Below are 15,000 nucleotides of genomic sequence, written 5' to 3'. Positions count from 1 at the left end.
GCTGGCCGCGAGTGGGCTGGCCGGCCCACCCGCGATCAGGACGAGGGTTCGGCCCCTGTGCTGACGGTGTGGCTGCGGCTCCCGACGCGGAGGCCGGTGACGTGCAGGGAACCGGCGACGGCGGGCGTGATCGGGTTCGCGGCGAGGGTGCCCGAACGGGCATCCGGAACCAGGCCGAGGGCCGCTTGCAGAACACTCACCGCCGCTGCGGCCGACCAGGCCTGGGGGCGGCACGCGGCGGGGTACGGCACGGGGCGGCCCGTGGTGGCCAGCGGGTCGCCGGAGTGCAGTTCGGGCATCCGGTAGCCGAAGCCCTCGGCGCCGGCGAGCAGACCCTCGATGAGCACGGAGGCTTCTCGGCCGAGCCCCTCGCGCGCCAGCCCGGCGACGGCGATGGCCGTGTCGTGGGCCCAGACGGATCCACCGTGGTAGCTGAGCGGCCAGTAGCCCACCGAGTCGGTCGAGAGGGTGCGGAGGCCGTAGCCGGAACTGAGTTCGGGGGAGACGAGGCGCCCGGCGATCAGACGGGCCTGGTCGGGGGTGACGATGCCGGTGCCGAGCAGGTGCCCGATGTTGCTGGTGACGGTGTCGACGCGCTGTTTCGAGGCGTCGAGCGCGACGGCGGGGTAGGGGCCGTCGGGGGACTCGATCCAGAACCGTTCGGCGAAGCGCTGCTTGAGGGCTGCGGCCCAGGCGCGCCATTCTGCGGCCTCGGTGGCATCGTCAGCCTCACTGGCCTCGCCGGCCTCAGCGGCGGCAGACTCGCCGGGCGCCGCAGCGAAATGTTCGAGCAACCGGGCGCCCCCGACGGCGGCCTCGTATGCGTACCCCTGCACCTCGCAGAGCGCGATCGGACCCTCGGCGAGCCGTCCGTCCCGCCACTGGATCGAGTCGCCGGAGTCCTTCCAGCCCTGGTTCGCGAGGCCGTGCCCCGTGCTGTCGACGTATTCGAGAAAACCGTCGCCGTCGCTGTCGCCGTAGTCGCGCATCCAGGCCAGGGCCGCCCGCAGGTTCGGCAGGAGCGCGCGCACCGTGTCGTCGTCGAGGCCCCAGGTCCACGCATCGTGCAGCAGGATGACCCACAGCGCGGTCGCATCGACGGTGCCGTAGTAGAGCGGCGGGAGCGCGACGTCTTCGCCCGGGATCAGCAGTTCGGTGGCGCGGAGTTCGTGCATGATCTTGCCCGGCTGTTCGGCGGTCCCGGCGATCTCGCGGGTGCCCTGGATGCGCGCGAGCACCTTCAGGGTGGAGCCGGCCAACTCGGTGCCGAAGGGCAGCAGGAAGCGGGCGGCCCAGATCGAGTCGCGACCGAACAGGGTGAAGAACCAGGGTGAGCCGGCGGCCAGGAACGGCTCGTCGGGATGATCGCGCGTCACCATCCGCAGGGCGTCGAGATCGTCGAGGGCGGTGGTCAGCCAGAGGGCGAGGCGCGAGTCGCCGCTCCGGATGCTCGGCTTCTCGCTGCTCGTCTCGGCTGTGTTCGCCGTGGGTTCGCTCGCCCCGGCCACCACAGCCGCACTGTCGCTGAGGTCGAGGCTGAAGCTGAGGGTGGTCGAAGCGCCCGGGGCGATGTGCACGCTCCAGGTGGCGGTGGCGGTGGCGGTGGCGGTGGCGTCCGCGGCGGCGCCAATGGTGGCGCCGGTGGTGGCTGTGCCGGTGGCACCCGCGGGGGCACTGATCGTGGCGCCAGCCGCGGTGAGCACTGCGCGGGCCGTGCCGGCCTCGAAGACGACGTGACCCTCGGAGTTCGTCGTCGGCGGGTTCGTGGTGCCTCCGACCCCGCCGCGTGCATCCGCCGCAGCGAGCCCGGCCTTCACCGCCTGCATCTCCGAGAAGTCGGGCCGGAGGGTCACCGTCAGTGTCGTGTCGATCGGGGTGCGGAGCGCCGAGCTGAGGGTGAGCGTCTCGGTGACTCGGCCATCCAGAACCGTGCGGTGACGGTCGAGCCGCACGCGGGGGTCGGCTCCGCTGTCGTCGAGCCCGCGGAGGAGAGCGGTGAAGGTGGCCGATCGCGCACCGTCCCGCGCGGTGGAGATGTGCTCGGGCACCTCCCCGGCGACGGTCACGGCGAGCTCGCTGAACAGCCGGAGATCGGAGTGGTAGATGCCGTGGATGGGCCGGCTCCCGATGCTCCCGTCGTCGGCCGACCAGACCTGCGTCGGCGCGCTGAAGACGACGAGTTCGCCGGCCAGGAGCGGCTGGAGCGGCGGGTGCGGCTGGAGTGGGGGCGGCGCGGGCACTGAGTCGACGGGTTCTGAAGCGACGGGCTCGGAGGCGGCGGGCTCGGAGGCGGCGGGCCCTGAGGCGGTGGGAGAGATGGTGTCGTCCTGACGTTCGGATGATCGGGCGGAGGGCGGGGCGGGGGAGGGGGTGATCGTCATTCCTTGACCGCCCCGTCGCTGGCATTCAGGATGCGCCGCTGGAAGATGAAGAACACGACCGCGACCGGCACCGTCATGATCGCGGCGGCCGCCAGTTTCAGCGGGTACTGGGAGCCCTGGCTGAGCTGGCCGCTGGCGAGCGACGCCACACCCTTGGTGAGGGTGGTGAGGTCGGGTGACTGGGTCGAGATGATGAAGTGGGACAGCTCGTTCCACGAACCCTGGAACGACAGGATGATGATCGTGATGAGCGCGGGCCGGGCCATCGGGAGCACGATCGACCAGAAGGTGCGGAAGACGCCTGCGCCGTCGATCTTCGCCTGCTCCTCGACACTGGCCGGGATCGATTCGAAGAAGTTCTTCATGATGAAGATGCCGGCGGCGTCAGCGAGCAGAGGGATGATCATACCGGCGTACGAGTCGTACATGCCGAGCTGGTTGATGACGAGGAACTTCGGGATGAGCAGCACCACGTTCGGCACGGCCATCACCGCGATGAGAGCCGCGAACACCACGTTGCGACCGCGGTAGCGGAGGCGGGCGAGGGCGTAGCCGGCGAGCGAGTCGAAGAAGACCCGGCCTGCGGTCACGAAGATCGTCACGATGAACGAATTCTTGAACCAGACCGGAAAATCGGAGTTCAGGAACAGCCGCTCGTAGGCCGCCGTCGTGATGGTCTGGGGGAGGAGGGCGAGCGGGTCGCTCGCCGCATCCGCATCGGTCTTGAACGACGTCGCCACGTTGATGAGGAACGGGAAGATGTAGACCACCGCGATGGCGATGAGCAGGGCGTAGAGCAGCGACTTCGCAGCGAGTGCCGCACCGGGCCTCGGCCCGCCGGCCCTGCGGGAAGAGGTGGTTGCCGCGGTCATCGTTCCATCCCCTTCACCGCGATCCCGTAGGCCCGCAGCCTTCTCTTCGACACGGCCCTGTCGCGCAGCACGAAACGTTGCAGCAGGGTGAGCACGACGATGATCACGAACAGGATGAAGGCGATCGCGGAGCCCTGCCCCCACTGCTGGTTGTTGAACGCCGAGGTATAGGAGAGGTAGGCGGGGGTGACGGTCGTCTTGCCGGGCCCTCCCTGGGTGCCGGTGTAGATCTGGTCGAAGATCTGCCAGGTGCCGATGATGCCGAGGGTGAGCACCGTGAACAGCGTCGGCTTTAGCTGTGGCAGGGTGATGCGCCAGAAGCGCTGCCAGCCGTTCGCGCCGTCCATCATCGCCGCCTCCTGGGTTTCGCCGCTGAGGTTCTGGAGCGCCGCGATGAACAGCAGCATGAAGGTGCCGCTGGTCGTGAACACGGCCATCAGCACGAAGGCGGACATGGCGACGGATGGACCAGCGAGCCAGTCCCAGAGCGAGACGCCGAGCGCGGTGTTCTCGGTGAGGATGGCCGGCCCCGTCGTGATGCCGACCGCTCCGAGGAGGTTGTGCACGATGCCGGAGGGATCCTGGAACCAGTTCGGCCCGTTCACGCCGAAGTAGGAGAGCACCTTGTTGACGGCACCGGTGGCCCCGAACAGGAAGAGCCAGAGCACGGTGATCGCCACGGAGCTGGTGACCGAGGGGAAGTAGAACGCCGTGCGGAAGAACCCACGCCCCTTCAGTACTGCCCGGTTGACCAGCACCGCCAGGAACAGCGACAGTGCGGTCTGCAGCGGAACGACCAGCAGCACGTACCAGCCGTTGTTGCGGAGCGAGATGCCGAAATCGCGTTCGGCCAGCCCGCCTCCGCTCAGCAGCGTGTTGTAGTTGTCCGCGCCGACGAAGCCGACGCTGCCGGAGAAGGGACTGCCGCGACCGGTCCAGTCGGAGAAGCTCACCCAGAGCGCCATGCCCACCGGAATCACGAGGAAGAGTCCGAGGATGACGATCATCGGGGCGGTGAACAACCACCCGGCGACCCCCTCCCGGCCGGCGATACGCGACCGCCGGCGGGCGAGGGAGGGCCTGTTCGTGACGGCTGTCATGGCTACTTTCCGACGACCGCTTCGAGATTCTTCTGAGTGGAATCGAGGATCGCCTTCGGGTCGGAGGTCTCGAGCGATTCGAGCTGCGAGTTCAGATCCTTGATCACATCGGCGGAGCCCTGGGCGGTCGGCACACCCGTCGCGAACGTCGCGGAGTCGAGGAAGGGAGCGAGCGCCGGGTTGGCGCTCTTCCACTCCGCGGCAGCCGACTGCACCGACGGCATGACACCGAAGGCCTCGGCGAACGTCAGCTGCTGCTCGGTGGAGGTCAGCTGTTCGACGAGCTTGAGTGCGGCATCCTGGTTCGGGCTGTCGGCGGCGATGCCCCAGCAGTTCGAGAACTGGAGCGTGCCCTGGCCCGCCGTGCCGGCCGGGAGCTCGGCGACCATGTAGTTGACGTTCGGGTAGTCGGCCTTCATGGCCCCGGTGATCCAGTTGCCTTCGATGGTCATCGCGGCGAGCCCCTTGCCGAAGGCCTCTCCGCCCCAGCCGGCACCGAGAGTGGAGGAGTACTTGGCGGCTCCGCTGGTGAGCAGGCTCTTGACGTAGCTGAGCCCGGCGACGCTCGCGTCGGAGTTGGCCGTCGCAGCAGTGCCGTCGGCGTCGACGAGCCCTCCGCCTGCCTCAGCCATGAAGGCGCCGACCCGGGCGTACTCGGGCGAGAACGACAGGCCGGCGTGGTCGGCGGTGGTCAGCTTCTGGGCCACGGCACTGAGCTGGTCCCACGTGGTCGGGACGTCGGCATCCGTCAGGCCGGCCTGTGCCCAGAGGTCCTTGTTGATGACGAGGCCGAGGGTCGAGAAGTCCTTGGGGGCGCAGTAGAACTGGCCGTCGTAGGTGAACGACTTCACGAGCGTCGGGTAGAAGTCGTCTTTGTTGGCCAGCTTGTCACCGTAGGCGAGCAGGGAGCCGTTCGCGGCGTACCCTGCGAGGGCATCCGTCGACACGTAGAACACGTCGGCGGGTTTGCCGGAGGCGAAACCCTGGCTGAGCTGCTGGTTCAGGTCGCTGGCCGCGGTGACCGTGGCCTGGGTTCCCGACGACGACGACCACGAGGCCACGGCATCGGTGACGGCCTTCGTCTCGGCGTCACCGCTCGAGCCGATCAGGACGGTGAGCGGGGCCGAGGCGTTCTGGCTGGAACCGGCTCCGCTGTCGAAACTCGATCCGCTACAGCCGGTGAGGGCGAGGGATCCGGCGGCGATGACGGCGCCGAGCGCCAGCCATCTCTTCGTGCTTCTCTGCATGATGTCTCCTTGGGTTTGATCGGTCGAAGCACGGCTGTGTGTCGATTTGATCGATCAAATTGGCTACGATCACGGTAACCGCCGACTTTTGGGGTTGTCAAGCAGCTGTGGAGATTGGGGGTTGGATCGTTCTAAGCTGGGGCATCGGAGCATCCTGTGGGCGGCGGAGTGCGATCCGGTCGAGGAGGAGCCCGATGAAACGTGTTGCGACCATCTCCGACGTGGCCGAGGCCGCCGGCGTCTCCCGCCAGACGGTGTCGAACGTGCTCAACACTCCGGGCATCGTGCGGCCCGACACCCGGGAGCGGGTCGAGGAGGTCATCGCGCGGCTCGCCTACCGTCCGCACGCCTCAGCCCGGCGGCTCCGCACGCGCAAGAGTTCGACGATCGGTATCCGGCTCGACCCGATGACCGACGGCATCTCGGGGTCGGTGCTCGACCGCTTCCTGCACGCGCTCACGGAGCAGGCCGCGGGCAGGGGCCTCCGCATCCTGATCTTCACCGCAGACAGTCCCGAAGACGAGATCACCCAGTTCGGCCGGCTGCTCGACGGGGCCGACGTCGACGCCTTCGTGCTCACCTCGACGTTCTACGGCGACCCCCGCACGGAATGGCTGATCGAGAACGGGCACTCCTTCGTGACCTTCGGGCGGCCGTGGGGCATCGACGACATGACCGATGCCCGGCACCTGTGGGTCGATGTCGACGGATCGGCCGGTCTCCGGGCCTCCACCGGCCACGCCCTGGCCACCGGCGCGCGGCGGGTCGGCTACATCGGCTGGCCGCCCGGTTCGGGAACGGGGGATGACCGGCGGCGCGGGTGGCAGGCGCAGATGGCGGCCGCGGGAATCACCGATCCCGCCCTGCTCGAGGCACTGCAGGTGTCGGCGAGCGACACGGTCGTGGCGGGCGGACAGGCGATGCTCGAACTCCGCCGCCGCGTGCCGGACCTCGAGGCCGTGGTCTGCGCGAGCGACTCCCTGGCGCTCGGGGCGCTGATGAACAACCCGGAGCGGCTGCCGGTTTTCGGCTACGACAACACGCCTGTTGCGGCCGCGGTCGGGCTCACGAGTGTGGAGCAGCCGCTCGCTGAGGTGGCGGCGGCGGTGCTGGAGTTGCTGCACGGTGTGGGCGCCGAGGGTGCCGGTAGTGCCGAGGGTGCCGGGGCTGCCGGGTCCACTGATGGCGTCGGCGCGGCGCCCGGGGCGGCGGGCGGTGGTGCTGCGGCTGTCGACGCGTCACCCACCGACCCGCGGCACCGCCTCATCACCCCGCGCCTCGTGGTCAGGGAGTTGCTGGTGCCGGGCTGGCTGCCCGACCCGCGCTGAGCGGCAGCGCCGGTACGCTCCACGTCACGGGCACATTCCGCATCACGAGAACGCTGTCGAGCACGGCGGATCCGGCCGGCAGGGCATCGAAGTAGCTCGACCGCACCGCGAGCGGCGTTCCGCCTTCGATGCGCCAATCGGTGGTCGCCAGCGTCAATCCCTGCAACGCGCCATCACGCGTCGGCGACCAGCCGGTGCTCCCGGCCCGGAAGAACTCCGACGCATCGTCGAGGCTCGGGAACAGCGAGCTCCGCCAGGCTCCGGATGCCCGGCAACCCGCCTTCGCGCCGGGCTCAGCCCGATCATCCACCGCGACCTCGACGTCGACGGTCATCCCCGTCGAGCGCATGCTCACGTGCATCCGCCCGGCAGACTCGTCGCTCGTGAACCGGGCGTGCCGGTGGATGCCCGGGAACACGCGTTCGCCCGCCGCGACTGCCAGCCACGAAGCGCTGTGTCGCTCGGGAATGTACACGCCGGAAGCGGGTCCGCCAGGGGTGTCCCATTCGACGGCTATGCGGTGGGCGGCGTTCTCGGCGCGCCATCCGATGCGGGGCCGCACGCGCGCCGGCCGCAGGTCGCCGAGGCGGATCAGGCAGATTCCGGCTACGGCGCTCCCGTCGACGAGCTGTGGGCGGAGCCCTGGGGGGAGCAGGGCAAGGGCGACCGCGGGGTCGACGCGGTAGTTGACGAGCAGGCGGCGTTCGATCGTGGCGGAGAGGTCGGGCATCCGGAGCTTCATGCGGTCGCCGCCTTCGCTGCCTTCACCGTGGCTGGCTTCATAGCGGCCGGCTTCGCTGTGGACGCCTTCGCGCCCTTGCCGCCCGACGGCTTCGACTTCTTCGACGGCTTGCGGATGCTCCGCAGCACGATCTGCTCGGGGCAGACGCTCGACAGGAAGTCGCCGACAGAGAGCGCCAGCCGTTCGCCGACCAGCGAGTACAGGATGCGGTTCGAGTCCCGGCGCTCGGTCACCAGCCCGGCCGCCTTCAGCACCGAGAGGTGCCGGGAGATCGTCGGCCCCGACGCCTGGAACCGGGCGGCGATGTCGCCGGCGGCGAGCTCCCCGTCTCGCAGATCCTGGAGGATCTGCCGCCTCGTCGGGTGCGCCAGGGCGGAGAAGATGTCACTCACGGCTTCTTGCATACTCGCAAAATAGCACAGGTGCTAATTAGCACGCTAGCTAAGATTCAATCTGTTCATGGCGAAATCAACAGTGACGATACTTCACGTATGAGGTAAGCTCGATTCATGGAGACTACAGGAGAACCCACCGTGATCGTCGGCCGGGTGGGCCGGCGATTCACCAATGCGCTGACGATGACGTTCGTCGACGCGCCGGGCGATCCGGTGGCCACGGTCCGCCAGGGCGGGGCGGGCGGGTTCGGGGGCAGGTTCGCCATCGCGCTGGGCCTCCGCAACCACGGGCCGGGGCGGCACCTGATGCAGACGAGGGAGGGTGAACGGGTCGTGACCGCCAGCGGCTACAACTCCCCGTCCACGATCGAGCGCCGGGGGTCGACGGTCGCCACGGTCAGCTGCGGCGCGACCACGACGGTGACGGGTGCGGGCGGTGTCGTGCTGTACACGATCGAACCCGATCCCGACCGCGCCAGCACTGCGGATGTGCGGCGGATGCTCGTCCGCGGCGACGGAGGTGCAACTGTGGCCCGGGTCGACGTGATCCTCGCCTCCTCCGGGTGGGACATCAGCCCGGGGGAGGTGCTCGGCTTTGGTCTCGCCCTGGCGACCGAGGGTCTGGGGGCGCTTGTCAGTGAGGGCACACCGCGCGGCGGCAGCCTACCGATCCGCATCCTCGGTACGCGGCTGGTGCTGGTCGGCCCCGTCGCCGAAGAGCAGCGCGACCTCCTGCTCGGGCTGTGTGTCGACCTCGCCGTCGGCGGGCGCCAGTATGTTGCTGCAGCCTGACCCGGGCGCGCTGGCGGCAGCCCGGGTCGGCGGCAGGCCCTCTCAGAAGATACGCACCGCGATCTCTGCCGGCTCGGCGAGTAGCGCCTCGACCTCCTCGTCGAGCTTCACGAGGGTGAGAGACGCACCCGCCATATCGAGCGAGGTGCAGTACTCCCCGACGTAGTTGCGACCGACCATGAAGCCCTTGTCGGCCAGCTTCTGGTGAACGATGCCGTAGAGCAGGTAGAGCTCGCTGATCGGTGTGCCGCCCAGCCCGTTGACCATGACCGCGAGCCGGTCGCCGCTCTCGAACGGCAGGTCGGGAAGGATCGCCTCGAGCAGTTCATCGGCGATGTCGTTCGCGGGCATCCACTTGGCGCGGCGGCGGCCCGGCTCTCCGTGGATGCCGACTCCGATCTCGATCTCGTCGTCTCCGAGCTCGAACAGTGGCGACCCCTTGGCGGGCGGCGTACACGCGGTCAGCGCGATGCCCATCGTGCGGGTCACCGAGTTGACCTTCTCGCCGATGCGAACGAGCTCGTCCAGGTCGGCTCCGTTCTCGGCGGCGGCACCGACCGCTTTCATCACGAAGAAGTTGCCCGCGACGCCGCGGCGACCGACGGTGTAGGTGGAGTCCTTCACTGAGACGTCATCGTCGATGAACAGCGTGCGCACCTTCAGGCCGTCGGCCTCGGCGACCTCCTCGGCCATCTCGAACGCCATCCGGTCACCGGTGTAGTTGTTCACCAGAAGCAGCACGCCCTTCTCGCTCGCGAGCAGTTTCACCGTCTCGGTGATGAAGTCGAGCGGTGGTGCGGCGAAGACGTCGCCGGGGCAGGCTCCGTCGAGCATCCCGCGCCCGACCGTCATGACATGCGCCGGCTCATGACCGGATCCGGAGCCCTGGATGATCGTCACCTTGTTGTTGTTCGGCGCATCCGCTCGGTGGATGAGGTTGTAGGCCGGCACGTACCGCAATGTGTCGGGGTTGGCGAGGGCGATGCCCTGCAGCATCTCGGGAACGAACTGCTTCGGGTCGTTGACGAACTTCTTCATGGTCTTCTCCACGTCTCTGTGAGGGTGCTGCGGATCAAGCGGGCGGTGCGGGTATTGAGGGTGGTGCGGGTCGTGATCGAACGGGATGATCGGCAGCTGTCAGGGCGCCGGCCAGATGCTGGCGACTTTCTCGATGAGGACGGCGACGCCCACGGCGCCCGCATCGACGGAGCCGATGCTGCGTTCTCCGCTGTAGCTCGCCCTGCCTCGTCGCGCTTCGAGGGTGCTCGTAGCCTCGGCGGAACTGCGGGCCGTCGTGGCCATGGCGGCGAGAGCTGTGCGGGTGTCGTCGCCCGAGGCGAAAGAGGCTTCGAGTGCATCGACCGCCGGTACCAGCGCGTCGAGCAGGGTCTTGTCGCCGACATCGGACTTTCCGCGTTTCTTGATGCCCTCGATCGCTCCGCGGAGGGCATCGACGACGTCGGCGGTCCCGAGGTCGGATTGGCCTTTGAGCCGGGTACCCGCCCGGAGGAATGCGGTGCCCCAGAGGGGGCCCGAGGTGCCGCCGATGTGGCCGGTGATCATCGTGGCGACCTTGCTGAGGAAGGCGCCTGCGTCGGCGCGGTCGATGTCGTCCCATTCGGCGAGCACGAATTCGAAACCGCGGGCGAGCGAGTACCCGAAATCGCCGTCGCCGACGACGGAGTCGAGGTCCCCGAAGTACTTCTCCTGCGCGATGGCCTCCTCGGAGATGGTGCGCACAACGAGTTCGGCCGCCCTCAGATCGTGGTCGGGCTGCGGATCTGCGCTCGGACCGTCGTGTGAAGGACTGAGGCTCGCAGTCTGGTCGGTGGGGGAGTCTGTCATGGTCGAACCTCCTGGTCGGGCGAGGTGGTGGAAGGGTCGGTGGGGGTGGTCGTTGCGGCGTGCAGCACCGCGACCACGTCGTCGAGTGTGACGAAGCCCTGCGGCCGGACTCCGGCACGGGCATCCAGAATCGTCAGCTGTTCACCCGGCGACGGGTCGCCCAGCGAACTGACGACGAGTGAGGCGCCTGAGAAGTCCTCGTCGGCCGTGAAGCTCGACACCGTCACAATCGTCGTGAGCCCCGCGGCCCGGGCTGCGGCGAGTCCGTTCGCGCTGTCCTCGATGACCACCGCGTCGCTCGCGTCGAGTGACAGTGCATCGAGGGCGTGCAGGTAGATGTCGGGTGCGGGTTTCTTCGCGGGAACGATGTCCCCGGCGAAGATGGTGAACGCGCCCGCACGCTCCGTTCCCACCGCGTGTTCGAGTACCGCGCGAACGGCGGGCTCGGCCGATGTCGAGGCGACGGCCAGGGTGAAGCCCCGCTCGGCCGCCTCACGGGCCAGTCTGTCGATACCCGGGCGGGCCGGCATCGCCCCCGCCGCCACGAGCCCGGTGTAGATCTCCGTCTTCCGCCGGTGCCACCGCGCCACGAGGGCCGCGCGCTCACCCGGGTCAGCCGGTAGGCCGTTCTGGGCCACGAATTCCGGCGTCAGCGTGCTCGCTATGCGCTCCTTGCCTCCGCCGATCAGCACTTTTTCGGCATAGTCGGCCTCCGACCAGTGCACGGGCAGACCGAATTCCTCGAACATCTGATTGAACGCGGGGAGATGACCGAACCGTTCGGTGTCGGCGAGCACTCCGTCGCAGTCGAAGAGAAGGGCGGGCATCCGGTCACCAGGCTTTTCCGGCGCTGCCGAACGTGTGGGCGAGGCCGGAGGTGAGGTCGACGACCGCCCGGGAGACGTCGCCGAACAGGGTGGGCGGATCCCATTTGCCTGTGTCGCGTGCACGTTCGAGACTGGCGAGCGTCGACTGCATGAAGACCATCTTGAGGGAGGTCGAGATGTTCACTTTGGCGCAGCCGCGCGCTATCAGATCGCGGAACTGGGAGTCGGTCATCCCGCTGCCCCCATGCAGGGCGATAGGGATCGGGTGCGCCTCGACCAGCTCGGACACCTTGTTGAAGTCGAGCTCGGGCTCCTTCGCGTAGACACCGTGGGCGTTGCCGATGGAAGGAGCGAAGACGTCGATGCCGGTCGCTTCGATGAACGCCAGCGACACCTCCAGCGACTGGCGTTTGGATTCGGTGTCCGACCCGATGCCGTCTTCCACTCCCGTGATCGACTCGATCTCTCCCTCGACATGCGCCCCGTAGCGACGTGCCTCGGCGACCACTTCGATGGTCTGCCGCTGGTTCTCCGCCACCGGCAGTTCAGAGGCGTCGAAGAGAACCGAGTTCCAGCCGAGTTGCAGGCACTCGCTGATCACCTCCCGGTAGGGGCAGTGGTCGAGGTGCAGGCTCACCGGAACTTCGATGCCGTCGGTCATCGACGTCCACATCGAGAACAGCACCTTCGCTCCGATGGCGCGCACCGTCTTCACCGAGGTCTGCACGATCAGTGGGCTGCGAGTGTCGACGGCAGCCTGCAGAACGGATTCCAAGGTCAGGTCGTTCACGATGTTGATGGCGGGCACGCCGTACCGCTCGGCGAATGCCCGGTCGACGATCTCTTTCAACGCTACAACGCTCACGTGTCGCTCCTCCTGTCGCCCTCCGACTGTAGGCAGGGGCGTCGGGACGCCGCTATGCGGGATTTCCCCCATAGCCCAGGCGCTCGGGGTCGGTGCGTGCGGCGAGCATGGTGCGGTTGCGTGCACCGGTCTTCCGCAGGATGGTGCCCACGTGCTTCTCCACGGTCTTGGCGGAGATTCCGAGCCGGTGCGCGATGATCTTGTCGGGCAGGCCCCGGATGACCAGCTGCAGCACCTCGTTCTCGCGGGTCGTGAGGCGGTGGGGGGCCGACAGCCCGCGGCCTCGGTTCGGATCGGTGCCGGCGTCGGGCTGGTCCTGGCCGGCTCCTGCGTAGTGGCCGGTGAGCGCGGCGGTCACGGCGCGGTCGAGCTCCAGGCTGTGCAGTCGGGAGTTCACGATGGCAATGGCGGCGTGGGTGGCGAAATGGGTGAGCAGTTCGGCATCCGACTCGAGGAACAAGTGGCTCCCGGGCATCCCGAACACGATGAAAGCTCCGATCAGCTCGCCGTTGTGAGTGAGGGGAACGCCGATGACCGGGCTGTTGTATCGTTCGTCATCGGCCCCGACATGGCCTCGCGGAACATCGGCGTAGCGGTCGAACGAGACGAATCCGCCGGCTCTGTTGACGGCCCCGGTGACCCCTTCGCTCAGCTGGAACACCTGCCCGGCCTGGCAGTGCACGTCGAGGTCGACCTCTTTGCGGTACGTGCCGGAGGGGCCATCGATGGTGCAGATCGAACCGCTGTGGCACTGGAGGAGGCGCACCGCACTCGTGAGGATCTTCTCGAGCAGGGGCCGGAGCCGGAACTCGCCGGCCAGCTCCTCGGCCAGTGAGGAGACTGTCGCCGAGTGCGTCGGGGAATGTGTGGCTGATACCAGTGTCACGCTGCCGCCTCATCGTTGAGTTGTCGACGGCGGCCTCACGCCTTGCCACGTTCGGACGCCTCCTCCATCATGCGCTCTCGGGCGGGCGAAGGCCAAGAGCGCGGGGGTTCCGCCCCAGCGGCGTCAGTTGATGCAGGCGCCCTGTGCGTAACTGGTGCCCGGCGTCGAGGGGGCCGGTGTCGGGGTCTCGACGGGGGCAACCGGGTCGGCGGATTCCGCGACCGCCGGGTCGGTGACGGCGATACCGTCCGAACCCAGGATGACCGTCACGTCGCTCACGTCGGCTGACACCTCGACGGCGGCACCCGGGAGGTAGGCGGCGACCGCCTTCGCATCGCCCTCCTTGCCAGCCGGGTACTGGATGACCGTGGTCGCCCGCGACTCGGCGGCCGACGCGGGCTCTCCCGTGCTGAACCCGTAGCCGGCCAGCGCGTCCGTGGCCACGCCCGCGATACCGTCGGCGTCGCTGCCGTTGAGTACGGTCACGGTGACGTCGCCCGGCGCCGACGCCGGGGCGGAGTCGTAAGCCGAAGCGGTGGCGGGAGCATCCGGAGACCCGGTGCCGAGGATTCCGGCGATGAACCCTGGCATCGCCTCGGTGTCGACAGCGACGATCGACACGTCGGAGCCGTCGACCTCGATCGTCGGCGTGCCGGTGATCGGGATCGTCGCCGAACGGATCTTGTCGGCGCTCAGCCCGCGCATCTGCGTGGCGAGGTCGATGATGTTGAGCCCCGGATCGGTCTCGACCGACGCGCTGATGGCGTCGAGCACGCTGCCGAGTTTGACCGGGTTGAGCAGGGTGCCGGCCGAGAGGATCTGACGCGCCTCGACCGAGAGGAAGTACTGCTGTCGAACCTGGCGATCGAGGTCGCCGTTCGGCAGTCCGTGGCGTTGGCGAACGAACGAGAGGGCCTGCGACGCGTTCAGCGACGAGACGCCAGCGGGCAGGTCGATCGCCGAGAACGGATCGTCCACCGCCTCGTTCAGGCACACCTGCACCGGACCGAGTGCGTCGACCACGTTGTAGAACCCGAGCAGCGACACCCGCACGAAGTGGTCGATCGTCAGCCCGGTCAGGTTCTGGATGGTCGTGATCAGCAGTTGCGCCCCGGCTGAGTCGTTCCCGCCGGCCTCGACCCCGTGGATGAAAGCCGAGTTCAGCTTGTCCTGGCCGTAACCCGGGATGTCGACCCACGAGTCGCGGGGCAGGGAGATCATTGTGGCTGAGCTGCCGTCGGCCGGCAGGTGCACGACGATCATCGTGTCGGTGCTCGTTCCGCCGCCGTCATCCTCGGTGCCGAGCTGGGCGAGTTGTTCGGGAGTCGCGTTGTCGGGTCGGTGGTCGTCGCCGACGAGAAGGATGTTCTGGTCTTTGCCGGTCGTGTTCGTGCCGCCCGGAATCGCGTCGATGTGGTTGATTCCGCCGACGAACCGCTGGTAGTTGTAGACCACGTAACCGCCCGTCGCGACCACCGCGAGCACGACGGCGATGACGAGCCACCGGGTGGCGACCTGTCGACGGCGCCGGCGCCGGCGCTGTTCGGGCGTCAGGATGCGGCGGGGTGTGGTGGCAGAAGTCATCGGAGCGAGCATAGACACGGGGTGCTGTCCAAAGCCTGAGCGACCCGGCAGTTCCGCCGAATTGGCGGTCTTCGGTGCCGGGAATACTCAGCCGCCAGCATGGTTGTACTGTATACAAACGCATAGACTGTGAGAA

14 protein-coding genes are annotated in these 15,000 nt (G+C 68.3%); 2 read left to right on the top strand and 12 right to left on the bottom strand.

Features of this window, described 5'->3' with window-relative positions:
* Positions 1-35: 35 nt before the first annotated feature.
* Genes FB464_RS07190 through FB464_RS07175 form a run of 4 tightly spaced genes read right to left on the bottom strand, consistent with a single transcriptional unit; the run spans position 36 to position 5,600 of the window.
* Positions 36-2,381: a glycogen debranching N-terminal domain-containing protein gene (locus FB464_RS07190; protein WP_116414464.1), complete on the bottom strand. Its 2,346-nt coding sequence runs from the start codon at positions 2,379-2,381 to the stop codon at positions 36-38.
* Entirely contained in the window at positions 2,378-3,253 is an 876-nt protein-coding gene (locus FB464_RS07185; RefSeq protein ID WP_116414465.1) for a carbohydrate ABC transporter permease, read from the bottom strand. Before FB464_RS07185 ends, FB464_RS07190 begins: the two co-directional genes overlap by 4 nt.
* Entirely contained in the window at positions 3,250-4,353 is a 1,104-nt protein-coding gene (locus tag FB464_RS07180; RefSeq protein ID WP_116414466.1) for a carbohydrate ABC transporter permease, read from the bottom strand. Before FB464_RS07180 ends, FB464_RS07185 begins: the two co-directional genes overlap by 4 nt.
* A gap of 2 nt (positions 4,354-4,355) precedes the next feature.
* On the bottom strand, positions 4,356-5,600 hold the full coding sequence (locus FB464_RS07175; protein ID WP_116414467.1) for a sugar ABC transporter substrate-binding protein: 1,245 nt from the start codon (positions 5,598-5,600) through the stop codon (positions 4,356-4,358).
* Positions 5,601-5,794: 194 nt separating this feature from the next.
* On the opposite strand from FB464_RS07175, the gene FB464_RS07170 reads away from it, so the two are divergent.
* Complete coding sequence (locus FB464_RS07170; protein ID WP_116414468.1) at positions 5,795-6,928, top strand: LacI family DNA-binding transcriptional regulator; 1,134 nt, start codon at positions 5,795-5,797, stop codon at positions 6,926-6,928.
* Here FB464_RS07170 and FB464_RS07165 read toward each other — a convergent pair.
* Both FB464_RS07165 and FB464_RS07160 read right to left on the bottom strand, forming a co-directional pair.
* Positions 6,885-7,670 (bottom strand): DUF2071 domain-containing protein, encoded by a 786-nt coding sequence (locus FB464_RS07165; RefSeq protein ID WP_116414469.1) that lies wholly within the window; start codon positions 7,668-7,670, stop codon positions 6,885-6,887. The two genes, FB464_RS07170 and FB464_RS07165, sit on opposite strands and share 44 nt — an antisense overlap.
* Positions 7,667-8,062 carry a metalloregulator ArsR/SmtB family transcription factor gene (locus tag FB464_RS07160; RefSeq protein ID WP_246092961.1) on the bottom strand — a complete coding sequence of 132 codons (396 nt, stop codon included), beginning with the start codon at positions 8,060-8,062 and terminating at the stop codon, positions 7,667-7,669. Before FB464_RS07160 ends, FB464_RS07165 begins: the two co-directional genes overlap by 4 nt.
* Before the next feature lie 117 nt (positions 8,063-8,179).
* Here FB464_RS07160 and FB464_RS07155 point away from each other — a divergent pair, with 117 nt between their 5' ends.
* A complete protein-coding gene (locus FB464_RS07155) occupies positions 8,180-8,857 on the top strand; it encodes a hypothetical protein (protein ID WP_142206636.1) in 678 nt (225 codons plus the stop codon).
* A gap of 42 nt (positions 8,858-8,899) precedes the next feature.
* On the opposite strand, the gene dhaK is transcribed toward FB464_RS07155, so the two are convergent.
* From dhaK to FB464_RS07125, 6 genes are all read right to left on the bottom strand, one after another.
* Positions 8,900-9,895 (bottom strand): dihydroxyacetone kinase subunit DhaK, encoded by a 996-nt coding sequence (gene dhaK, locus FB464_RS07150; protein WP_116414472.1) that lies wholly within the window; start codon positions 9,893-9,895, stop codon positions 8,900-8,902.
* 99 nt (positions 9,896-9,994) lie between these two features.
* The gene (gene dhaL / locus FB464_RS07145) at positions 9,995-10,702 is read right to left on the bottom strand and encodes a dihydroxyacetone kinase subunit DhaL (protein WP_116414473.1); all 708 of its coding nucleotides are present in this window, start codon (positions 10,700-10,702) and stop codon (positions 9,995-9,997) included.
* Complete coding sequence (locus FB464_RS07140) at positions 10,699-11,529, bottom strand: HAD-IA family hydrolase (protein ID WP_116414474.1); 831 nt, start codon at positions 11,527-11,529, stop codon at positions 10,699-10,701. Before FB464_RS07140 ends, dhaL begins: the two co-directional genes overlap by 4 nt.
* A 4-nt stretch (positions 11,530-11,533) precedes the next feature.
* On the bottom strand, positions 11,534-12,394 hold the full coding sequence (locus FB464_RS07135; RefSeq protein WP_116414475.1) for a class II fructose-bisphosphate aldolase: 861 nt from the start codon (positions 12,392-12,394) through the stop codon (positions 11,534-11,536).
* A 52-nt stretch (positions 12,395-12,446) separates the two neighbouring features.
* Entirely contained in the window at positions 12,447-13,280 is an 834-nt protein-coding gene (locus FB464_RS20175) for a LuxR C-terminal-related transcriptional regulator (protein WP_142206635.1), read from the bottom strand.
* 123 nt (positions 13,281-13,403) lie between these two features.
* The gene (locus FB464_RS07125) at positions 13,404-14,864 is read right to left on the bottom strand and encodes an LCP family protein (protein ID WP_246092960.1); all 1,461 of its coding nucleotides are present in this window, start codon (positions 14,862-14,864) and stop codon (positions 13,404-13,406) included.
* Positions 14,865-15,000 lie beyond the last annotated feature (136 nt).

Origin of the sequence: Subtercola boreus (assembly GCF_006716115.1) — a bacterium.
Lineage (GTDB): Bacteria > Actinomycetota > Actinomycetes > Actinomycetales > Microbacteriaceae > Subtercola > Subtercola boreus.
The sequence above is the reverse complement of the archived record's forward strand: the minus strand, read 5'-3'. Positions and strand labels throughout refer to the sequence as shown.